Origin of the sequence: Caballeronia sp. ATUFL_F2_KS9A (assembly GCF_023630765.1) — a bacterium.
In the GTDB taxonomy this organism is placed as follows: domain Bacteria; phylum Pseudomonadota; class Gammaproteobacteria; order Burkholderiales; family Burkholderiaceae; genus Caballeronia; species Caballeronia zhejiangensis.
This window is the reverse complement of the sequence record NZ_JALQEK010000032.1, coordinates 223,296-243,736: the sequence shown is the minus strand read 5'-3', so window position 1 is coordinate 243,736 and position 20,441 is coordinate 223,296. Positions and strand designations below refer to the sequence as shown.

Genomic DNA, 20,441 nt, shown 5'->3' with positions numbered 1-20,441 from the left:
GCGATGAATCAGCGCGATACCGCCTTCGCAGATATCAATGCACGCGTCGCCGACGACGCCGTTGCCACGCCGCAGCGCCACGTCGGCCGCGCCATGCAGCGCCTCGAAGATCCGGCGATTCTCACGGGCCGCGGCCGTTACGGCGATGACATCGCCGTGAAACCAGGCACGCTGCACGCCGCGATCCTGCGCTCGCCGCACGCTCATGCCGACATCGTTTCTATCGACACGGACGCCTCGTTGAAGCTGCACGGCGTGCATGCGGTGCTCACGCGCGACGATCTGCGTGCGTGGTCGCGTCCGTTCGTCGTCGGCGTGAAATCGCCGATGGAACAGTGGGCGCTCGCCATGGACCGCGTGCGCTATGTGGGCGAGCCGGTCGCGGTCGCCATCGCGGATTCGCGTGCCCTCGCGGAAGACGCGCTCGATCTCATCAAGGTCGAATACGCGACGCTCGATCCGGTCACGTCGATCGAGCAGTCGGTGCGGGACGACGCGCCGTTGCTGCACGAGCGCGTCGGCAGCAACGTCGTCAGCGACCGGCATTTCCGCTACGGCGAGCCGGAAGCGGCGTTCGAGAACGCGCCGCATCGCGTGAAGCTCGTCGCGCAGTATCCGCGCAACACCTGCGCGCCGATCGAGTGCGGCGTCGTGATCGCCGAATATCTGTCCGGCGACGAAGGCTACGACGTCACGTCGAACTTCATGGGGCCGTTCTCGCTGCACGCCGTCATGGCGATGGCGCTCAACGTGCCCGCGAACCGTCTGCGTCACAAGGCTCCGCGCGACTCGGGCGGCAGCTTCGGCGTGAAGCAGGCCGTGTTTCCGTATGTCGTGCTGATGTGCCTCGCGTCGCGCAAGGCGGGCGCGCCGGTGAAATGGGTCGAGGACCGGCTGGAGCACCTGAGCGCGGCGACCTCCGCGACGGCGCGCCTCTCGACCATCGAGGCGGCGGTGCAAAGCGATGGCCGCATCGTCGCGCTGTCCTACGACCAGCTCGAAGACGTCGGCGGTTACGTGCGCGCGCCGGAGCCCGCGACGTTCTACCGGATGCACGGCTGTCTGACGGGCGCGTATGCGATCCCGAATCTGCTCGTGCGCAATCGGGTCGTGCTCACGAACAAGACGCCGACCGGCCTCGTGCGCGGCTTCGGCGGACCGCAGGTGTACTTCGCGCTCGAGCGGCTGATTCAGCGCATTGCCATCGAACTGAAGCTCGACGTGCTCGACGTGTATCGCCGCAACTTCGTTCCCGCCGATGCGTTTCCGTATCGCGCGGCGGCCGGCGCGCTGCTCGATTCAGGCAACTATCAGGAAGCGCTGCGCCGCTCGATCGACGAAGGCGGCTACGCCGAACTCGTCGCACGCCGCGATGCCGCGCGCAGGGAAGGGCGGCTCTTCGGCATCGGCTTCGCGGCGATCGTGGAGCCGTCGGTATCGAACATGGGCTACATCACGACCGTCATGCCCGCCGACGCGCGCCGCAAGGCCGGGCCGAAGAACGGCGCGATCGCGAGCGCCACAGTCAGCGTCGATCTGCTGGGCGGCGTCGTCGTGACGATCGCATCGACGCCCGCGGGGCAGGGGCACATGACGGTGTGCGCGCAAGTCGTCGCCGATGTGCTCGGGCTGGACCCGAAGGACATCGTCGTCAACGTCGAATTCGATACGCACAAGGACGCGTGGTCCGTCGCGGCGGGCAACTATTCGAGCCGCTTCGCGGGCGCGGTGGCGGGCACGGTGCATCTGGCCGCCACGCGCGTGCGCGAGAAGCTGTCGCGCGTGCTCGCGAAGCAGTTCGGCTGCTCGCCCGACGAGATCCGCTTCGAAGGCGCGCGCATCTTTCCTGTGCACGCCGAGGATCGCGCGCTGCCGTTCGCGCGCGCCGCGAGCAATGCGCCGCACTGGGCGCCCGCGCTCCTGCCCGAAGGCGAGGAGCCGGGCCTGCGCGAGACGGTGTTCTGGTCGCCGCCGCACATGGACGCGCCCGACGAGGCCGACCGCATCAACACGTCGGCGGCGTATGGCTTCGCGTTCGACATGTGCGGGGTCGAAGTGGACCGTGCGACCGGGCGCGTGCGGATCGACCGTTATGTCACCGTGCACGATGCCGGCACGATCCTCAATCCCGCGCTCGCCGATGGCCAGATTCGCGGCGCGTTCGCGCAGGGCGTCGGCGCGGCGCTGATGGAGGAGTTCCGCTACGGCACGGACGGCAGCTTCCAGTCCGGCACGCTCGCCGACTATCTGATGCCGACGACCTGCGAAGTGCCCGATCCGGTGATCGTGCATCTGGAGACGCCGTCGCCGTTCACGCCGCTCGGCGCGAAAGGGCTCGGCGAAGGCAACAACATGAGCACGCCGCCGTGCATCGCGAACGCGGTGGCCGATGCGCTCGGCGTCGAAGACATTCGCTTGCCGCTCACGCCGTCCAAGGTCATGGCGATGATCGGCATCGACGATCCGGAGCCGTCGCGCCCCGAATATCGCGAAGCGCCGGCGGCGAAGCCCGCGACGCCGGGCGGCGGACGCGCACTGACGGCGCAGGGAAGCGTCGATCTGCCCGCGACGCCGGAAGCCGTGTTCGCCGTGCTGCTCGATCCGAAGGCGCTCGCTAACGTGATTCCGGGCTGTCATGCGCTCGAAGAAACCGCGCCGAACCAGTATCGCGCGGACGTGACCGTGGGCGTCGGCCTCATCAAGGCACGTTTCGAGGCGCGCATCGGCTTGTCGGAGATCGACGCGCCGCATCGTCTGCGGCTGGCGGGCGCGGGCACGTCGCCGCTCGGCAGCGCGCGCGGCAGCGGTCTCGTCGAACTGAAGCCGCAAGGCAGCGGCACGCGGCTCACGTACGACTACGAAGCGCAGGTGTCGGGCAAGGTCGCCGCGGTCGGCGGCCGCATGCTCGAAGGCGCGACGAAGGTCGTGCTGAATCAATTGTTCGAATCGCTCGGGCGGCAGGCGGCGGGCAAGCCGGTGCAGACGCGCGGATCGTGGCTCGCGAGATTCCTCGCACGTTTCAGGAGGCGCGCATGAAGCCGGTAGCGTTCGATTATCTGCGCGCGCCGACCACGCAGGACGCGCTCGACGCCCTTGCGCAATACGGCGAGGACGCGCGCGTGCTGGCGGGCGGACAGTCGCTGATGGCCGTGCTCAACATGCGGCTCGCGCAGCCGAAGATGCTCGTCGATATATCCCGCACCGCCGAACTCAGTGCCGTGCGCATCGACGAGAAAGCGGGGCGGCTCGTCGTGAGTGCGGCCGCGACGCAAGGCAGCGTCGAATGGCGCGCGACGCTCGCAGAAGAAGTGCCGCTGCTCGCGATGGCCTTTCCGCATATCTCGCATTTTCAGATCCGCAATCGCGGAACGGTGTGCGGATCGATCGCACATGCGGACCCGAGCGCGGAACTGCCGCTCGTGCTCTCGGCGCTCGGCGGCGACGTGATGCTGCGCTCGAAGAAGAAGCGGCGCACGCTCGCCGCGCAGGATTTCTTTCAGGGCATGTTGATGACCGCGCGCGAGCCGGACGAACTCGTCGAAGCGGTGCGCTTTCCGCTGCGAAAAGCTGGCGAGCGCTACGCGTTCAGCGAATTCTCCGCGCGTCACGGCGATTTCGCGATCGTCGCGTGCGCGGCGGTCGTATCGGACGATGCGATTCGCATCGCGGTGGGCGGCGTCGCCGACAGGCCCGTGGTCGAAAGCTGGCCGCGTCTCGCAGGCGACGACCTGCGCGGCGCACTGAACGATTTGAGCTGGAAACTGAACGCGCAGGACGACGCGCATATCAGCGCGAAATATCGCCGGAATCTGGTCCGGCAACTCGGATGGCGTGTGATCGAGGAGGCGAAGTGAGCGACATGTCGGCAAACATCATGCGGCGGGACGAACGGCAGCGCATCGCGCTGACGCTCAACGGCCGCGAGCGCAGCGGCCATTGCGAGCCGCGCGAACTGCTGTCGGATTTCATCCGGCACGAACTGGGCGCGACCGGCACGCACGTCGGCTGCGAACACGGCGTCTGCGGCGCATGCACCGTGCACGTCGATGGCGTCGCGGCGCGCGCGTGCCTGATGCTCGCGGTGCAGGCGGACGGACGGCGTATCGATACCGTCGAAGGTCTCGCGCCCGAGCAGACGCTCGGCGACCTGCAGCAGGCGTTCCAGCGGCATCACGCCTTGCAGTGCGGCTTCTGCACGGCGGGCATTCTCATGTCGTGCGCGGATTATCTGCAACGCGTGCCGAATCCGACCGAGGAGCAAGTGCGCGAAATGCTGTCGGGGCATATCTGCCGCTGTACGGGCTACACGCCGATCGTGGCGGCGGTGCTCGACGTGGCGGCGCGCCGCCGGACGCAAGCGGACACGAGCGAGGTCGAACATGCTTGATCTCGGCCGCACCTTTCTGCAAAGCGTCGAGCGCAGTCCGAACGCGCTCGCGCTCGTCGATGGCGAACTGCAACTGACCTATGCACAGTGGCATCGCGTGATCCTGAATGTCGCCGATGGCCTGCGCGCGCTCGGTCTCGAACGCGGCGACCGGCTGCTCGTCGTGCTGCAGAACCGCTGGGAAATGGCGACGCTGCACTGGGCGGGACAATTCGCCGGCATCGTGATCGTGCCGCTCAACTGGCGCGCGAAGCCGGAGGAACTCGACTATTGCGTGACCGATGCCGGCGTGAAGGCGATCGTCTACGAGCCCGTTTGCGCCGATGCCGTCATCCAGAGTCCGGCTGCGCAGAACGTGCCGCGCATCGGCCTCGACGATGCGCCCGGCCGCAACCTGGGCTTCGATGCGCTCGTTGCCGACCGCAGCGAAGCGCGCCACGACGCGACGACGCGCGCCACCGCCGACGACATCTCGCTGATCCTCTACACGTCCGGCACCACCGGCAAGGCCAAGGGCGTGCCGCGGCGTCATCGTCACGAACGCGCGGGCGCGCTCGCGCATGTCGCGCAGAACCTGTATCGGCGGGGCGAGAGAACGCTCGGCGTGATGCCGCTCTATCACACGATGGGCGTGCGCTCGCTGCTCGCGATGGCGCTCGTCGACGGCCTGTTCGTCTGCGTGCGCCGCTGGAACGCGAAGCTCGCGCTCGAATCCATCGCCGCGCACGGGCTCACGTGCCTCTACCTCGTGCCGACGCTCTATCACGACCTGCTCGCCGACAAGACGTTCGCGGCCACGGACACGTCGTCGGTCAGGAAGCTCGGTTTCGCGGGCGCGCCGATGAACGACGGCCTGCTCAAGCGCCTGTCCGCCGCCTTCGAGCCGGAACTCTTCGTCAATCACTATGGCTCGTCCGAGGTCTATACGTTCAGCATCGATCAGGACGCGACGAAGAAGCCCGGCAGCGCGGGGCGCGCGGGCATCAACACGCGGCTGCGCGTCGTGAAGCTGGATGCCGTATCGCCCGATCAGATCGCCGCTGCCGGCGAGGAAGGCCAGATCATCGCGGACCTGCTCGGCGACGAGGCTTTCGAAGGCTACTGGAATCGCCCGGACGCGAATGCGAAGTCGCTGCGCGAAGGCTGGTACTTCACCGGCGACACCGGCTACTTCGATGCCGACGGCGACCTGTACGTCACCGGCCGCGTCGACGACATGATCATCAGCGGCGGAGAAAACATCTCGCCCGTGGATATCGAATCGGTGCTGTCGCTGCATCCGGCCGTCGACGAAGTCGCGGTCGCGGGCGTCAAGGACGAGCGATGGGGCCAGCGCGTCGTCGCGTTCATCAAGCGCCGCGAGTTCGTCGATGCAGAAGCGCTCGACGGCTGGTGCCGTCAGTCCGATCTCGTCAACTTCAAGCGGCCGCGCGAATACGTGTTCGTCGACGACATACCGAAGTCTCCGGTCGGCAAGATCCTGCGCCGCAAGCTGCAGGCCGGCGAATACGCGAGCGAGACCCACGCAACCTCTACAGAGACCACCAAGGAGTAACCGAACATGAGCGATTTGAACCATCGCGGCCAGACGCTGCTGCAAGACCTGGACGGCTTTTCAGTCGAGATCGACGCCGCCCGCGAGCGCGCCGACATCATCCTGCATCGCCCGCCGTTCAACGTCATTTCGATGCACGCCCGCGACCAGTTGCGCGCTGCATTCGAGGCGCTCGACGAGGACGACCGCGTGCGCGTGATCGTCGTGCGCGCCAAGGGCGAGCACTTCTCGAGCGGCGGCGACATCAAGGGCTTTCTCGAGGCATCGCCGGAACATGTGTCGAAGCTCGCGTGGAATATCGCGGCGCCCGCGCGCTGCTCGAAGCCGGTCATCGCGGCCAATCGCGGATTCTGCTTCGGCGTGGGCTTCGAGTTGTCGCTCGCGTGCGATTTCCGCATCGTCACCGATACGACGTTCTATGCGCTGCCGGAGCAGAAGCTCGGGCAGATTCCCGGCTCGGGCGGCTCGGCGCGCTTGCAGTCGATGGTCGGCATCGGCCGCACGAAGGACATTGTGATGCGCTCGCGCCGCATTCCCGGCAAGCAGGCGTACGAATGGGGCATCGCGGTGGACTGCGTGGCCGACGCGGAACTCGAATCGGCGACGGATGCGCTCGTCGACGAACTGCGCGCGTTCTCGCCGCTGGCACAGCGCACGGCGAAGAAGCTGCTGAACGACTCGGAAGACGCGCCGCTTTCGATCGCGATCGAACTCGAAGGCCATTGCTATAGCCGCCTGCGCTCGTCGGACGATTTCCGCGAAGGCGTCGAAGCGTTCCACGGCAAGCGCAAGCCGGTGTTTCGCGGGTCCTGATCCCGCGCTTTGCACAATAAAAGGAGACAGGCGATGGAGCGCTTCGATGTCGTGATCGTGGGCGGCGGCTCGGCGGGATGCGTGCTGGCGCATCGGCTGTCGGCGGTGCCGTCGCTGCGCGTCGCGCTGATCGAGGCGGGCGCGGATACGCCGCCCGGCGCCGTGCCCGAGGCCATTCTCGACAGCTATCCGATGCCGGTCTTCTGCGGCGATACCTACATCTGGCCCGACCTGAAAGCGAAGGCCACGAAGGATGCCGCGCCGCGCGTGTACGAGCAGGGCCGCGTGATGGGCGGCGGCTCGAGCATCAACGTGCAGTCGGCCAATCGCGGCCTGCCGCGCGATTACGACGAATGGGCCGCGAACGGCGCCGATGGCTGGGCGTGGCGCGACGTGCTGCCGTACTTTCGCAAGCTCGAACGCGACGTGAACTTTCCCGGCGGCGAGATGCACGGCAGCGACGGCCCGGTGCCGATCCGCCGCATCATGCCCGACGACTGGCCGGCGTTCTGCCACGCGTTCGCAAAGGGTCTGCGCGAGAACGGGGTCGCGCAGTTGCAGGACCAGAATGGCGAGTTCGGCGACGGGTTCTTTCCCGGCGCGTTCTCCAATATCGACGATCGGCGCGTGTCCACGGCCATCGCCTATCTCGACGAGGCCACGCGCAGGCGTCCGAATCTCGCGGTCTACGCGAAGCTGCGCGTGGAACGCATCGTGATGGACGGCGCGACGGCGCGCGGTGTCGTCGCGATTGCGGAGAACGGCGAGCGCGTTCAGTTCGATGCGGACGAAGTCGTGCTGAGCGCGGGCGCGCTGCAGTCGCCGGCGATGCTGATGCGCGCGGGCATCGGCGATGCGCGCGAGCTCGCGGCGCTCGGCATCGCGTGCGAAGTGGACTTGCCGGGCGTCGGACGCAATCTGCAGGATCATCCGTCGCTGACGTTCTGTCATTTTCTCGAGCCGCGCTTTCGCATGCCGCTCGCACGACGCCGCGCCAGCATGATGGCCGCGCGTCTGAGTTCCGGCGTCGCGGACTGCGATGCCTCGGACCTGTATCTGTCGAGCGCGACGCGTGCGGCGTGGCATGCGCTCGGCAACCGGCTCGGACTCTTCTTTCTGTGGTGCAACCGGCCGTATTCGCGTGGCCGCGTGCAGCTCGCATCGCCCGATGCGGCCGCCGCGCCGCGCGTCGATCTCAATCTGCTCGACGACGAACGCGACGTGCAGCGCCTCGCCGCGGGCGTGCGGATGCTGGCGAGCGTGGTCCACGCATCGGGACTCGGGCGCAGTTCGCGCGACTTCTTTCCGGCGGCGTTTTCTGCGCGAGTGAAGGCGCTGAGCCGGGTCGGCGAGGGCAATGCGCGCCTCACGTCCGTTCTCGGCGTGCTGCTCGATGCGCCCGCGCCGGTGCGCCGTTTCCTCATCGAACGCTTCTTCACGCGCGGACTGAAGATGGACGCGCTGCTCGCCGACGACCGCGCGCTCGCCGCGTTCATCCGCGCGAACGTGTTCGGCGTGTGGCACGCGAGCGGCACATGCCGCATGGGCGGCGCGGAGGATCGCGATGCCGTCACGGATACCGAAGGGCGCGTGCACGGCGCGCGCGGCTTGCGCGTCGTGGATGCATCGCTGATGCCGAGGCTGCCATCGGCCAATACGAACATACCGACCATCATGATCGCCGAGAAGATCGCCGACGCGATGGTCGCGCAGCGAAGCGCGAGCATGGCCCCGCCGCTCGCCGCCGCGTACTGACACTGCTCGAGCAATTTCGTTTTTCAATCGTAACAAGAGCACGCATCCATAAAAGCGTGCCTGCGGTAATCCAAAGGAGATACACATGTCCGTAGCAGCGCAAGACGGAGCCGCCGTGCTTCCGGCAAATCAGCGGCAGATCATGGGTGCAGTGATGGCGTCGTGCATCGGCTGGGCCCTCGATCTGTTCGACTTGTTCGTGTTGTTGTATGTGGCGCCGGTTGTCGGGCGTCTGTTCTTCCCGTCCGAACACGCGATGCTCTCGCTCGCGGCGGTCTACGCTTCATTCGCGGTGACGCTGCTGATGCGTCCGCTCGGCTCCGCGCTCTTCGGCTCGTATGCGGATCGTCGCGGCCGCAAGGGCGCCATGATCTTCGCGGTCGTCGGCGTCGGGTTGTCCACTGCGGCTTTCGGCGCGCTGCCGACGGTCGCGCAGGCCGGCATCGTCGCGCCGATCCTCTTCCTGCTGCTGCGTCTCGTGCAGGGCGTGTTCGTCGGCGGCGTGGTGGCGTCGACGCATACGATCGGCACCGAATCGGTCGCGCCGAAATATCGCGGCGCGGTGTCGGGGCTGATCGGCGGCGGCGGCGCGGGACTCGGCGCGCTTCTGGCATCGCTCACCTTTCTCGCGATGTCCGCGCTCTTTCCCGGCGATGCCTTCGACGTGTGGGGCTGGCGCTGCATGTTCTTCACCGGGATCGTGAGTTCGGTGCTCGGTCTCTTCGTCTTCAACAGTCTCGAAGAGTCGCCGCTGTGGAAGAAGCTCGCCGCCGAAAAAGCTGCGAAGGCCGCGGCGAATACCGAGCGCGCAAAGGCCGAAGTCGTGCGCTCGCCGATCCGCACGCTGTTCTCGCGCGAGTACCGCGGCGTGTTGTTCGTGAATCTCCTGCTGACCATCGGCGGCGGCAGCGGCTACTACCTCACGTCGGGCTATCTGCCGACGTTCCTCAAGGTCGTGAGCCACGCGCCGAACGGGGCGGCCGCCGCGATCCTGATGATCTGCAGCGTGGCGGTGGTGATCGCATCGGTTTTGGCGGGGCATCTCAGCACGTTCATCGGGCGCAAGGGCGCGTTCATCTGGATCGGCATCATCCGGCTCGTCGCCTTGCCCGGCCTCTTTCTGCTGTTGCCGACGGCAGAAAGCATCACGATGATCGGCGTCTATGCGGTGTTGTTGTCCGCGCTCGGCAGCGCCGGTTACGCGCCCATACTGATCTTCCTGAACGAGCGCTTTCCGACCGCGATTCGCGCGACCGGAACGGGCCTCTCGTGGAACATCGGCTTCGCGATCGGCGGGATGATGCCGACCTTCGTCTCGCTCGTCGCGAAGGATGCGAGCCAGTTGCCGTCGACGCTCGCGATTTTCGTCGGCGCGATCAGCGTGATCTTTCTCGTCGGCGCGTTCGTGGTGCCGGAGACGCTCGGCAAGCTCGAGAACGGCAACGCGGGCAGTCCTTCGTGACCTTCACGGCGCGCGTCATTCCGGCGCGCGCGTCGTCACGCGTCCGATCTCCTCGGCGATGATCGCGATCAATGCCTCGGCGGCCGGCCCGATCGGCCGCTTCGGATGCGTCACCTGAATGATGTGGCGCACGATGGGCGGCGCCGAGATCGTGCGTATGCGCAAGCGGCCTTCGTCCGCTTGCGCCTGCACCACGACGCGCGGCAGGATCGTCGCGACGCTGCTCTGCTCGACGAACTGCACGATGGTACTCAGCAGATCGATCTCGAACTTCGGCTGGATGACGACATCGGCCGCCATCAGGGCGGCATCGAGCGCGCCGCGCAGACCGTTGCGCCGCGTAGGCAACACGAGCTCGATGTCCGGCTGCCCGGTCAGATCGATCGTGCCGGGAAGCTCGGGGCCGTGCAGCGCGCTCGTCACCAGCACCATTTCTTCGACGAGCAACGGCTTGACGTCCAGCATCAGGCGTCCGCGCGGCTTGTTGATGATGGCCGCATCGAGCCGGCCCGATTCGACGGCGTCGATCAGTTGCGCGCTGAAGCCATCGGCGACGGATACTTCGACTTGCGGGAAAAGCGCATCGAAGCGGGCGAGCGATTCGGGCAATACGCTCTGCGCTTCCGACGAGACCATCCCAAGCGACACGCGGCCCGTCACGATGACATCGCGACGGCTCAGGTGCTCCCTTGCGTGGTCGATGTCGCGCAGGATCGGCGTGTAGAGGCGGTACATCAATCGTGCGGCTTCGGTGGGCGCCATGCCGTGCGGCCCGCGCTCGAAGAGCTTCTGCCGGATCTCGGATTCGAGTTTGGCGACCTGCATGCTGAGCGCCGGCTGCGCAATGTTCAGCCGCTTTGCGGCACGCGTGACGGTGCCTTCCTCGAAAAGCGCGATGAAGTACTGAATCTGCTTCAGTTCCATGAGACGGGGTGTGCGGGACGGTCCGTGAACATAGTACCGCGCGCCGTCTTTCAGGGGGGCGGCGTCGCGTCGCCAACCGGAGAATCGAGTCGCCGGTTGCCTGCAACGAGACCGCCCCGGCCGCCGTCAGCTCATCGCGATGACGGCGATCTCCACCAGCAACGCAGGCGACGCGAGCTTCGCTTCCACGGTCGCACGCGTCGGCGCGCAGCCTTCGGGAACCCACGCATCCCACACTTCGTTCATGCCCGCGAAATCACGCGCGATATCCGACAGCCACACTTGCGCCGACACGAGACGGGTCTTGTCGATGCCCGCCTTGTCCAGGAAGCCATCGATCTTTTCGAGCACCTTTGCCGTCTGCAGCTTGATATCGGGCGTCTGATCCGCGGACGTCTGCCCGCCGATGAACACGAGTCCCGCCGCCTTCACGACGCGGCTCATGCGCTGATTGGTGTCGATGCGAACGATATCGCTCATTACTTGTTCTCCTTACGAAAGGGTTGGGGAATACGGATCAGTGCGTGACGAGCGGCAACGCATCGGCGACTGCCGACGTGGCGCGCGCATGGAAACGGTCGATGGCGAATGCATCGAGCGACAGCGACGGCTCGCCGTCGAGCATGAGTTCGGAGACGAGCTTGCCGCAGCCCGGCCCGAGCTGAAAGCCGCTGCCGCAATAGCCGAACGAGTAGTACAAATTCGACGCCGTGCGGCTTGCCGAAATCACCGGCAGTTCATCTTCGGTAAATGCTTCGACGCCCGCCCACGCGCGATTCACGCCGAGATGACGCAGATGCGGAAAAAGATCCGTGACCGTCTGCGCGCTTTTCACGAGGCGCATGAAATCGACTTCGCCGTGACGGTTCGCCAGTTCCGCGATGCCGATCAGCTTGCCGCCGATCACGACCGTGCCGTTGTCGAATTGCTTGAAGGACAGCGGACGGCCCGTCGCGCCGAGCGTCGCGCGGCAGAAGGGCGCGACCCGGTGCGTGACCATCAGCATCAGGCCTTCGGGATGCACGGGCACCGGCTCGCCCGCCTGCTTCGACAACTCGCCGGACCACGCGCCCGACGCGATGAGCATCTTCTGCGCGCCGAACGTGCCGCGCGGCGTCTGCGCGAACCATCGCTCGCCGCGCTGTTCGATGCGTCTCACCGGCGTGCCTTCCAGAAAGCGCACGCCCAGACGTTGCGCCGCGAGCCTGAAGGCAGTCGTCGTGCGGTACGGCAACGCGTAGCCATCGCGCTCGACCCAGATGCCGCCGGTCACGTGCCTCGCGAGCGCCGGTTCCAGTTCGAGCACGGTTTCGCGATCGATGATCTTCTCGTGCGTGAAGCCATGCGACGCCAAAAGCGCGACGCGTTCGCGGCAGGTTTCGAGCTCGGCTTCCGTTTCCGCGATCTTCAGTTGCCCCGACGGCACGAAGCCGCCATCCTCGCCCAGCAGATCGGTCATGCCGTGCCATATTTCGCGCGACATCAGCGCGAGCGGAATTTCGGGCAGCGGACGCCCGAGCGTGCGCACGCCGCCCGCGTTGACGCCCGACGAATGACGCGCCACGTAATCCGCTTCGAGCACGATGACTTTCACGCCGCGCTTCGCCAGATGCAACGCGCTGCTGGTGCCGTGCAGACCGCCGCCGACGACGATCACATCGGCTTCGCTGATTTCATTCACCGGCGAGTTCTCCGAGCGTGAGCGGTTTGATCGGCGGCCGAATGCGGTAATAGCCGACCTCGGCAGGCGACACGCGCCGCGCATCCGCGATGACTTCCGTCACCGTCAGCCCGCACATGCGGCCCTGGCACGGTCCCATGCCGCAGCGCCCGAACGACTTCGCCTGGTTCGGCCCGACGCAGCCCAGCTCGACGAACTTGCGCAACTCGCCCGCGGTGACTTCCTCGCATCGGCAGACGATGGTTTCGTTCTTCGGAATGCGGTTCACATCGCGCGGACGATACAGCGAATCGAGGAACGGACGGATGCGCAGGGCGCCCGCGAGATCGCGCCTGAGCGCCATCGCTTCGAGATCGCGCTTGCGGGTATCGATCGCGCCGAGTTGCGCCGCCACCGCGACGCCCGCGAGCGCGCCCTGCAAGGCCGCCGCCTGCGCGCCGCCGATCCCCGCGCCGTCACCCGCGACGAAGATGCCGGGCACGTCGAGCTCGCCCCATGCGTCGGTCTTCGGCGTGAAGCAGAGTTGCGCGTTATCCCAGCGATGCGTCGCGCGCAACGCCTGCGTGAACTGCGTATTCGGCACGACGCCCTGATGCAGCAGAATCACGTCCGCTTCGATGCGGTGCGCCGCGCCCTGCGTCGTGAAGCCGAGCGCGCTCGCATGCTCCACGCCGTCGGCGCCGGTGCGCGATTCGACGCGCAGGTCGTCGGCGGCCTCGAACATCGGCACGCCCGCTTCGCGCAGCGTGCGCATCAACTGCAGTCCTTTGCTGAGATACGGCCACGCGCGCAAGGCCGACAGCATGTGACGCTTCGCGCGCCAGCGGTCTTCGTGGCGCGTCGTGTCGACGAGCGCGCGAATCGGCACGCCCGCGCGGATGTACTGCCAGCCGAGCAGATACAGAAGCGGTCCGCATCCCGCGAGAATCGGCGGCGCGGCAGGCACTTCGCCCGCGCTCTTGAGCAGGATTTGCGCGGCGCCCGCCGTCAGCACACCGGGCAGCGTCCAGCCGGGAATCGGGAAAGGCCGCTCCATCGCGCCGCTCGCGAGAATCACGCGCTGGGCGTCGAAGCTGCCGATCCTGCCGTCCTTCAGATAGTTGATGCCGCGCTCGCGCGTGACCTGCCACACGGTCGCGCCCGTCAGATGCCGCGCGCCCGATGCCGCGAACGCCTGGGCGATCGCGCCGCCCGCCGCGTAATCGGGACCGAGGATCTCCTTGCGGCGCGCGTCCGCCCGGCCGATGCCGCGATAGATCTGTCCGCCGGCGGCGTCCTGTTCGTCGATCAACACGGTCTTGAGGCCCGCGCGCGCGGCACGCGTCGCGGCGCTCATGCCCGCGGGACCGGCGCCGATCACGACGACATCGACGGCTTCGGCATGCGACGAAACGAGTTCAGCGGCCATGTGCGTTCTCCAGCGATGCGTCGGCGGTATCGGTGCCGATCGAAGGGGGCAGATCGCGCGCGCCTTCCTGCGACCGGATGCGCATGCCGGCTTTCACTTCGACCATGCAGCTCTGGCGGCTCGGCACGCCGTCGATCTCGACGAGGCATTCGAAGCACGCACCCATCATGCAGTAAGGCGCGCGCGGTGCGCCCGAAACCGGCGTCGCGCGAAACCGCGACACGCCCGCCGCGAGCAAAGCCGCCGCGACGGAGCGTCCGCCTTGCACGGTCAGCGCCCGGTCGTTGAAGAAGATGTCGATGCTCGCGCCGTCCGCGCCCGGCAGCGGCTTGAAAAGCGTAGGTGTCGATGAAGTCATGTCGTGCGTGCTCAATGTGCGGAGATGAGTTCTTTGGCGTGCTCGAAGCGGCGCGCGGAGAAGGTGGGCAGTTCGTCGGGAACCGGTGCGCCGAGAATCCACGGAGCGATGCGCATCGCGTGCGCGGCGGCGAGCGTCACGCCGCTGTGGCAGGTCACGACGAACGCGCCGGGATGCCGCTCCGACTGGTCATAGACGGGAAAGCCGTCGGGGCTGTAGACGCGCAACGCGGCCCACATGCGGACGAGGCGCACATGCTCCAGCAGCGGGAAGGCGCGCACCGCACGCCGGGCGATATCGGCGAGGACGGGCGTGGTCGTGAAATCGTCGAAGCCCACTTCTTCCATCGAATCGCCGAATTGCAGGCTGCCTTCGTCGGTCTGACGCACGTTGAGCGTCGGATAGTGCAGGAACGGCGCGACGCGCTCGCTTACCAGCACTTGTCCGCGATTGGGCGCGACCGGCGCATTCAGCCCGACGAACGGCGCGAGCGTGCGATTGCCGAGACCCGCCGCCAGCACCACGCGTCCCGCGCGATACGTGCCGCGCTTGCCCTGCACGACGAAGCCGTTCGCTTCGGGCACGATGCGCTCGGCGCGCTCGCCGGAAACGAGGCGCACGCCGCGCGTCTGCATCGACGTATGAAGGCCGCGCAGCAGTTTCAGCGGATTCACATGGCCGTCCATCGGCGTATAGCTCGCGCCGATCACCTTCGGCCCGACTTGCGGAATGCGCTCGCGCACTTCGGCGCCGGTGAGGATCTGATACGGGTAATCGCCGAGTTCGGCTTGCAGTGTCGAAAGCCGCTTCTCGCGGTCGGCGAGTTCGGCGTCGTTGAAGCAGAAGTGGAAGCCGCCGGGCTGGCGCAGCGCCACATCGACGCCCGATTCGGCGTGAAGCGACTCCGCGAGCGCAGGCCAGCGCACCGCCGACGAACGCGACCAGCGCGCATACGGCGACAGGCCGTAGCCCTTGCCCTGAATCCACACGAGGCCGAAGTTGCCGCGCGAGGCACGCAAGCCGCCGTCGTCTTCATCGAGCACGGTCACGCGCGCGCCTTCGCGGGCGAGACCATAGGCGACGGCGGATCCGACGAGGCCGCCGCCGAGAACGAGTACGTCGGGACTAGCAGAAGTCATCGGGCTTCTCCGATCAGAATACGGTCGAGTCCGACCATGCGGTCGAGCAGAATCATCAGGAGCACCGTGCCGACGATCAGCACCGCCGAGACGCTCGCGACCAGCGGATCGATCGTCTGCGCGATCTGGTTGTACATGGCGACCGGCAGCGTCGTGGTGCCGGGCGTGGCGACGAAAATCGTCATCGTCAGTTCGTCGAAGCTCTGGATGAAGGACAGCACCCAGCCGCCCGCGACGCCGGTGCGGATCATCGGCAACACGACGCGGCGAAACGCGGTGAAGCGGCTCGCGCCACAGGACAGCGCCGCGCGTTCGGCATCGCGGTCCAGGCCGACCGCCGACGAGAGCGCGAGCCGCAGCGCATACGGCAGTACGATCACCACATGCGCGCACACGAGCGACCAGAACGATCCCGACAGATTCAGCATCGACAGGAAGCGCAGGAACGCGATGCCGAGCACGACGGCGGGAATCATCATCGGCGAGAGGAAGAAGCTCGTGAGCGCGGCGCGGCCGGGAAAGCGGTAACGCGCGATCGCCAGCGCGGCCGGCACGGCGAGCAGTACGCCGATGGTCGCCGCCGCGAACGCGAGCTTGATCGACAGCCAGAACGCCGACACGATGTCGCCGTTCTCGATGATCGCGTGGAACCAGCGCAACGATGCGCCGTCGAAGGGCATCGAAATGAAGCCCTTGTCGGTGAACGAGACGAGCATCACCACGACGAGCGGCGCGAGAATGAAAGTCAGGAAAAGCGCGTTGAATACGAGCGCGAGCGGGCCGTTCTGCTTCATGTGCGTGTCCTCGCGGTCAGTCGAAAATGTGCTTGAAGCGGCGCTCGGCGAGACGGCTGCATCCCATCACGATGGCCACGTTCGCGATCAGCAGCAACACGGCGATGCTCGCGCCGAGCGGCCAGTTCAGCGTGCCGAGAAACTCGTCGTAGGCGGCGGTCGCGACCACCTTGAGCCGCCGTCCGCCAATGAGCGCGGGCGTGGCGAACGCCGACGCCGACAGCGCGAAGACGATGATCGATCCCGACAGCACGCCCGGCATGATCTGCGGCAGCACCACGCGGCGAAACACCTTGAGCGGCGATCCGCCGAGCGAGCGGCCCGCCCATTCCACTTGCGGGTCGAGCTTCTGCATGTTGGCCCAGACGGACATCACCATGAACGGCACCAGCACGTGCGTCAGCGCGATGATCATGCCGGTCATCGTGAAGACGAGGCGGATGGGTTCCTCGGTGATATGCAGGGCTTGCAGCACGTTATTGAGCACGCCGTTGTTGCCGAGCAGAATCTGCCAGCCGAGCGTGCGCACGACGACCGAGATCAGCAGCGGCCCGAGCACGATCAGCAGACACAGCGATTGCCACGGCTTCTTCATGCGCGCGAGGATGATCGTCTCCGGCACGCCGAGCACGATCGACAGGAGCGTCACGCCCGTTGCGAGGCCCGCCGTGCGCAGAAAGATCGTGCCGTAGTACGGGTCGCTCACGACTTCCCAATAGTTCGACAGCGTGAACGCGCTGGTGATGCCGGCCGTATCACTGAAAACGCGGAAGGAGAGGACGAGCGTGAGGATCAAGGGCACCAGCAGCAGGCCGGTGAACAGCAGCAGCGCGGGGCCGGACAAGAGCCACGGCGCAGCGCCGGGGCGAGCGTCGTCAAGCGTGGCCATGCAGCGTCTCCTTGCCGTCTTGCGTGAGCACGCGCAGGTCGTCGTCGGTCCAGTCGAGACCCACTTCGTCGCCTTCTTGCGGCGGCGGCGCGCCGTGGTTCGGCTGCGCGATGCGCAACTTGCCGAGCGCCGTCTCCACTTCGATCAGCCATTGATTGCCGATGAACACACGCGTCGCGATACGTCCTCTGATGCGCGCATCGCCGTTGGCGAGATGCACTTTCTCCGGGCGAATATAGACATTCACCGCGCCATCGACGTGACGGCCTTCGTGCGGCACATGCAGTTCCGTCCCGGCGACGTTCACGACCGCGCAACGCGGATTGCGCTGCAGCACTTCGCCCGCGAACGCATTCGTGCGGCCGAGAAAGGTCGAAGCGAAGGGCGTCGCCGGACGCTCGTACGCATCGTAGGGCGTGGAGAGTTGCGCGATCTTGCCGCCATGCATCACGGCGATGCGGTCGCTCATGGTCATCGCCTCGACCTGATCGTGCGTGACGAGGATCGTCGTGATGCCGAGACGCTTCTGGATCGCGCGCAATTCGATGTGCATTTCCTCGCGCAGCTTCGCGTCCAGATTGGACATCGGTTCGTCGAGCAGCAACAGTTCCGGCTGCATGGCGATGGCGCGCGCAATCGCCACGCGCTGCCGCTGCCCGCCCGACAGTTCCTTCGGATAGCGATGCCCGAGGCCCTTGAGCCGCACCAGAGCGAGCGCCTCCTCGATGCGCTCTTCGCGCTCGCGGCGCTTCACCTTGCGCATCTCCAGCCCGAAGCCGACGTTGCCCGCCACCGTCATGTGAGGAAACAGCGCGTAGCTTTGAAACACCACGCCGATGCCGCGCTTCTCCGGGCGCTCGTTGGTGATGTCGCGGCCATCGAGCAGGATGCGGCCGCTCGTCGGCGTGACGAAGCCCGCGACCATCTGCAGTGTCGTGGTCTTGCCGCAGCCGGACGGACCGAGCAGCGAGAGAAATTCGCCGCGTTCGACGGACAGATCGACATGTTCGATCGCCGTGAAATCGCCGTAGCGTTTGGAGATGCCCTGAAGCGTCAGGAATGCCATGCGCGTGACTCCTTCGACAGATGCGGATGCGCGGCTTTAGCGCTCGACCGAACGGTTCCAGCGTTCCGTCCATTCCGTGCGATGCTGGTTGATCGTCGCCCAGTCGACGGCGGTGAGCTTCGACACCTGCTCGGGACCGTAAGGCACGCGCGCGGCGACTTCCGGCGCGAGCTTCACGGTCTTGTTGACCGGCCCGAGACCGATGTTCTGCGCTTGCAGCAGTTGCACTTCGGGCGTCAGCAAGTATTGAACGAATTCCTGCGACAGCTTGGGCTGCGCGTTTTCCGCGAGCACGCACGCCGCCACTTGCAGCGCGACCGCGCCTTCCTTCGGATAGACGAACTTGAGCGGAAACCCGGTGTTCTGCAACGCGACCGCGCGACCGCTGCCGTAGGGCGCGAGAATCACGTCGCCGGATTGCATCTGGCCATCCATTTCGCCGGGCGTCGGGGCCCACGAGAGCACGTTGGGCGCGACTTGCTTGGTCATCGCCGTGAAGCCGGGATCGATGTTCTTCTCGCCGCCGCCCGAGAGACGCGCGAGCATCACGAGGGTATGCAGGCCGTAAGTGTTGGTGATCGGCGGAACGCCGAGCTTGCCCTTGATGCGCGCATCGGTGAGCACTTTCCACGAGTCCGGCGGCGGCAGGCCGGCCTTCTTGAACGCTTCCTCGTTATAGCCGATGCCCGTCGCCACCATGCCGACGCCGATCGCCGTCGGGCCGAGTTTCGCGAGCGGATACACGTCGTTCATGATGGGCGCGTCGTCGAGCTTCGCGCACAGGTTCATCTGCATGGCCTGATACATCGGGCCGTCGTCCATCACCGCGACATTGATCTGCTGATGGCCCTTTTGCGCCTGCAACTTCGCGAGCGTGTCGCTCGAATTGCCCGCCACATAGACGACCTTTACGTTGTGCGCCTTCTCGAACGCCGGAATGATTTTCTGCCGATACAACTGTTCGTTCGAACCGCCGACATTGGCGACGTACAGCGTCGTGTCGGCCTGCGCGAGCATCGGCGCGGCAACGGCCGCCGAGAACGCGAGAGCGGCGATGACGCGACGTGCGGGAAGAGCGGACGGACGGCGATGCAACGCTTTTTTCATGACGAGGATCTCCATTGCGGGGGCGTGGGCGGGTGGGATTTGGAAGACATCTGGCCCATCGACGGATCGAGTGTCGCGCTGTCAATTCATATCGTCCAATACAAATAAAATACCTACCTATACATGGTTGATATACATTTCATCGTGTCATGGTGACTACTTAAGGGAAAGCGCGCATGAACCTGAAGCACATCGAGGCGTTTCGCGCGGTCATGGTTTCCGGGTCGATGACGGCCGCGGCCAAGGCGCTCTTCACATCGCAGCCGAACGTCAGCCGGCTCATTTCGCAACTCGAACGCGACACCGGTTTGCAGCTTTTCCAGCGCAGCGGCGTGCGTCTGATTCCGACCAGCGAAGGCACCGCGTTCTTTCGTGAAGTGGAGCGCGCGTTCGTCGGCTTGCAGGGTCTCGCGAATGCGGCGGCGCAGATCCGCAATCTCGGCAGCGGGCGGTTGCGCATCGCGGCGATGCCATCGGCCGGCATGACGCTCGTGCCCCATGCGATCAAGCGATTTCATGCGCTGTTTCCCGACGTGACGGTCTCGCTGCATGTCAATACGTCGGGGACGGTGAATCACTGGACGGCATCGCGCTTTTGCGATCTCGGGGTCGCGGTGTATGTGAGCGAAGCGTCCGATTGCGAGGTCGAGCAGTTATCGAACGTGGCCGCCGTGTGTGTGATGCCGGCGAATCATCGGCTCGCGGCGAAGCGCAACATTCGGCCGAAGGATCTCGAAGGCGAATCGTTCATCTCGCTCTGTCACGGCGATGGCACGCGCGCCGTGATGGATGAAGTCTTTCAGCGCGCGGGCGTGCAGCGCGTGCTGGCCATCGAGGCGCAATACACGGCCATGTGCTGCGAGATGGTTCGGCACGGCATGGGCGTGACGCTCGCGCATCCGATCGTGGCGCGAGACTTCGTCGGACCGGACATCGTCATCCGGCCGTTTCAGCCGGTCACGCGCTTTCCGACGTATCTGCTGTTTCCGCCGCATCGGCCGCGTGAGCGGCTTGCATCCGCGTTCGTGGAGGTCCTGCGCGAGCTGCACGACGAACTGCTCGATGGGATCGTCTAGCCGTCGAACGGTGCTCATCGGCTCGGC

General features: G+C 66.3%; 18 protein-coding genes. 8 read left to right on the top strand and 10 right to left on the bottom strand.

All coding sequences use genetic code 11. The features are described 5' to 3' along the window. Nucleotides 1-3 precede the first annotated feature (3 nt). The 7 genes from NCS67_RS21890 to NCS67_RS21860 all read left to right on the top strand — a co-directional run bounded on the left by NCS67_RS21890 (nucleotide 4) and on the right by NCS67_RS21860 (nucleotide 9,972). Nucleotides 4-3,036 (top strand): xanthine dehydrogenase family protein molybdopterin-binding subunit, encoded by a 3,033-nt coding sequence (locus NCS67_RS21890; protein WP_250436537.1) that lies wholly within the window; start codon nucleotides 4-6, stop codon nucleotides 3,034-3,036. Beyond that, nucleotides 3,033-3,854 carry an FAD binding domain-containing protein gene (locus NCS67_RS21885; protein ID WP_175980890.1) on the top strand — a complete coding sequence of 274 codons (822 nt, stop codon included), beginning with the start codon at nucleotides 3,033-3,035 and terminating at the stop codon, nucleotides 3,852-3,854. Before NCS67_RS21890 ends, NCS67_RS21885 begins: the two co-directional genes overlap by 4 nt. Before the next feature lie 5 nt (nucleotides 3,855-3,859). Further along, a complete protein-coding gene (locus NCS67_RS21880) occupies nucleotides 3,860-4,387 on the top strand; it encodes a (2Fe-2S)-binding protein (protein ID WP_085955302.1) in 528 nt (175 codons plus the stop codon). Further along, entirely contained in the window at nucleotides 4,380-5,942 is a 1,563-nt protein-coding gene (locus NCS67_RS21875; RefSeq protein ID WP_250436536.1) for an AMP-binding protein, read from the top strand. The genes NCS67_RS21880 and NCS67_RS21875 overlap by 8 nt, the downstream gene beginning before the upstream one ends. Before the next feature lie 6 nt (nucleotides 5,943-5,948). Beyond that, nucleotides 5,949-6,755, top strand: a complete 807-nt coding sequence (locus NCS67_RS21870; RefSeq protein ID WP_250436534.1) for an enoyl-CoA hydratase/isomerase family protein — start codon at nucleotides 5,949-5,951, stop codon at nucleotides 6,753-6,755. Between the two features lie 33 nt (nucleotides 6,756-6,788). Next, on the top strand, nucleotides 6,789-8,510 hold the full coding sequence (locus NCS67_RS21865; RefSeq protein ID WP_008348092.1) for a GMC family oxidoreductase: 1,722 nt from the start codon (nucleotides 6,789-6,791) through the stop codon (nucleotides 8,508-8,510). Nucleotides 8,511-8,595: 85 nt separating this feature from the next. Next, on the top strand, nucleotides 8,596-9,972 hold the full coding sequence (locus tag NCS67_RS21860; RefSeq protein WP_008348091.1) for an MFS transporter: 1,377 nt from the start codon (nucleotides 8,596-8,598) through the stop codon (nucleotides 9,970-9,972). A 15-nt stretch (nucleotides 9,973-9,987) separates the two neighbouring features. Here the strand turns inward: NCS67_RS21860 and NCS67_RS21855 are convergent, their stop codons facing one another. The 10 genes from NCS67_RS21855 to NCS67_RS21810 all read right to left on the bottom strand — a co-directional run bounded on the left by NCS67_RS21855 (nucleotide 9,988) and on the right by NCS67_RS21810 (nucleotide 19,338). Next, on the bottom strand, nucleotides 9,988-10,896 hold the full coding sequence (locus tag NCS67_RS21855; RefSeq protein WP_008348089.1) for a LysR family transcriptional regulator: 909 nt from the start codon (nucleotides 10,894-10,896) through the stop codon (nucleotides 9,988-9,990). A 126-nt stretch (nucleotides 10,897-11,022) separates the two neighbouring features. Next, nucleotides 11,023-11,376 carry a RidA family protein gene (locus tag NCS67_RS21850; RefSeq protein WP_008348087.1) on the bottom strand — a complete coding sequence of 118 codons (354 nt, stop codon included), beginning with the start codon at nucleotides 11,374-11,376 and terminating at the stop codon, nucleotides 11,023-11,025. 37 nt (nucleotides 11,377-11,413) lie between these two features. Continuing rightward, a complete protein-coding gene (locus NCS67_RS21845) occupies nucleotides 11,414-12,577 on the bottom strand; it encodes an NAD(P)/FAD-dependent oxidoreductase (protein WP_250436533.1) in 1,164 nt (387 codons plus the stop codon). Further along, the gene (locus NCS67_RS21840) at nucleotides 12,570-13,985 is read right to left on the bottom strand and encodes an NAD(P)/FAD-dependent oxidoreductase (protein ID WP_008348083.1); all 1,416 of its coding nucleotides are present in this window, start codon (nucleotides 13,983-13,985) and stop codon (nucleotides 12,570-12,572) included. The genes NCS67_RS21845 and NCS67_RS21840 overlap by 8 nt, the downstream gene beginning before the upstream one ends. Beyond that, the gene (locus NCS67_RS21835; protein WP_033536269.1) at nucleotides 13,975-14,343 is read right to left on the bottom strand and encodes a (2Fe-2S)-binding protein; all 369 of its coding nucleotides are present in this window, start codon (nucleotides 14,341-14,343) and stop codon (nucleotides 13,975-13,977) included. The genes NCS67_RS21840 and NCS67_RS21835 overlap by 11 nt, the downstream gene beginning before the upstream one ends. Nucleotides 14,344-14,354: 11 nt before the next feature. Further along, nucleotides 14,355-15,482 carry an NAD(P)/FAD-dependent oxidoreductase gene (locus NCS67_RS21830; protein ID WP_175980880.1) on the bottom strand — a complete coding sequence of 376 codons (1,128 nt, stop codon included), beginning with the start codon at nucleotides 15,480-15,482 and terminating at the stop codon, nucleotides 14,355-14,357. Then, on the bottom strand, nucleotides 15,479-16,276 hold the full coding sequence (locus tag NCS67_RS21825; RefSeq protein WP_250436532.1) for an ABC transporter permease: 798 nt from the start codon (nucleotides 16,274-16,276) through the stop codon (nucleotides 15,479-15,481). The genes NCS67_RS21830 and NCS67_RS21825 overlap by 4 nt, the downstream gene beginning before the upstream one ends. Before the next feature lie 16 nt (nucleotides 16,277-16,292). After that, nucleotides 16,293-17,165 (bottom strand): ABC transporter permease, encoded by an 873-nt coding sequence (locus tag NCS67_RS21820; protein ID WP_008348076.1) that lies wholly within the window; start codon nucleotides 17,163-17,165, stop codon nucleotides 16,293-16,295. Then, on the bottom strand, nucleotides 17,152-18,231 hold the full coding sequence (locus tag NCS67_RS21815; protein ID WP_250436531.1) for an ABC transporter ATP-binding protein: 1,080 nt from the start codon (nucleotides 18,229-18,231) through the stop codon (nucleotides 17,152-17,154). The genes NCS67_RS21820 and NCS67_RS21815 overlap by 14 nt, the downstream gene beginning before the upstream one ends. Before the next feature lie 36 nt (nucleotides 18,232-18,267). Next, on the bottom strand, nucleotides 18,268-19,338 hold the full coding sequence (locus tag NCS67_RS21810) for an ABC transporter substrate-binding protein (RefSeq protein WP_008348073.1): 1,071 nt from the start codon (nucleotides 19,336-19,338) through the stop codon (nucleotides 18,268-18,270). Nucleotides 19,339-19,514: 176 nt separating this feature from the next. Here NCS67_RS21810 and NCS67_RS21805 point away from each other — a divergent pair, with 176 nt between their 5' ends. Continuing rightward, the gene (locus tag NCS67_RS21805) at nucleotides 19,515-20,414 is read left to right on the top strand and encodes a LysR substrate-binding domain-containing protein (RefSeq protein WP_008348071.1); all 900 of its coding nucleotides are present in this window, start codon (nucleotides 19,515-19,517) and stop codon (nucleotides 20,412-20,414) included. The last annotated feature ends 27 nt before the right edge of the window (nucleotides 20,415-20,441 follow it).

Excerpts from the sequence above, each read along its gene's own strand:
- NCS67_RS21890 (WP_250436537.1), top strand. The coding sequence starts at position 4 with ATGAATCAGCGCGATACCGCCTTCGCAGATATCAATGCACGCGTCGCC.
- NCS67_RS21815 (WP_250436531.1), bottom strand. The coding sequence starts at position 18,231 with ATGGCATTCCTGACGCTTCAGGGCATCTCCAAACGCTACGGCGATTTC.
- NCS67_RS21885 (WP_175980890.1), top strand. The coding sequence starts at position 3,033 with ATGAAGCCGGTAGCGTTCGATTATCTGCGCGCGCCGACCACGCAGGAC.
- NCS67_RS21860 (WP_008348091.1), top strand. The coding sequence starts at position 8,596 with ATGTCCGTAGCAGCGCAAGACGGAGCCGCCGTGCTTCCGGCAAATCAG.
- NCS67_RS21840 (WP_008348083.1), bottom strand. The coding sequence starts at position 13,985 with ATGGCCGCTGAACTCGTTTCGTCGCATGCCGAAGCCGTCGATGTCGTC.
- NCS67_RS21825 (WP_250436532.1), bottom strand. The coding sequence starts at position 16,276 with ATGAAGCAGAACGGCCCGCTCGCGCTCGTATTCAACGCGCTTTTCCTG.
- NCS67_RS21875 (WP_250436536.1), top strand. The coding sequence starts at position 4,380 with ATGCTTGATCTCGGCCGCACCTTTCTGCAAAGCGTCGAGCGCAGTCCG.
- NCS67_RS21855 (WP_008348089.1), bottom strand. The coding sequence starts at position 10,896 with ATGGAACTGAAGCAGATTCAGTACTTCATCGCGCTTTTCGAGGAAGGC.
- NCS67_RS21830 (WP_175980880.1), bottom strand. The coding sequence starts at position 15,482 with ATGACTTCTGCTAGTCCCGACGTACTCGTTCTCGGCGGCGGCCTCGTC.
- NCS67_RS21870 (WP_250436534.1), top strand. The coding sequence starts at position 5,949 with ATGAGCGATTTGAACCATCGCGGCCAGACGCTGCTGCAAGACCTGGAC.
- NCS67_RS21835 (WP_033536269.1), bottom strand. The coding sequence starts at position 14,343 with ATGACTTCATCGACACCTACGCTTTTCAAGCCGCTGCCGGGCGCGGAC.
- NCS67_RS21820 (WP_008348076.1), bottom strand. The coding sequence starts at position 17,165 with ATGGCCACGCTTGACGACGCTCGCCCCGGCGCTGCGCCGTGGCTCTTG.
- NCS67_RS21805 (WP_008348071.1), top strand. The coding sequence starts at position 19,515 with ATGAACCTGAAGCACATCGAGGCGTTTCGCGCGGTCATGGTTTCCGGG.
- NCS67_RS21865 (WP_008348092.1), top strand. The coding sequence starts at position 6,789 with ATGGAGCGCTTCGATGTCGTGATCGTGGGCGGCGGCTCGGCGGGATGC.
- NCS67_RS21810 (WP_008348073.1), bottom strand. The coding sequence starts at position 19,338 with ATGAAAAAAGCGTTGCATCGCCGTCCGTCCGCTCTTCCCGCACGTCGC.
- NCS67_RS21850 (WP_008348087.1), bottom strand. The coding sequence starts at position 11,376 with ATGAGCGATATCGTTCGCATCGACACCAATCAGCGCATGAGCCGCGTC.
- NCS67_RS21880 (WP_085955302.1), top strand. The coding sequence starts at position 3,860 with ATGTCGGCAAACATCATGCGGCGGGACGAACGGCAGCGCATCGCGCTG.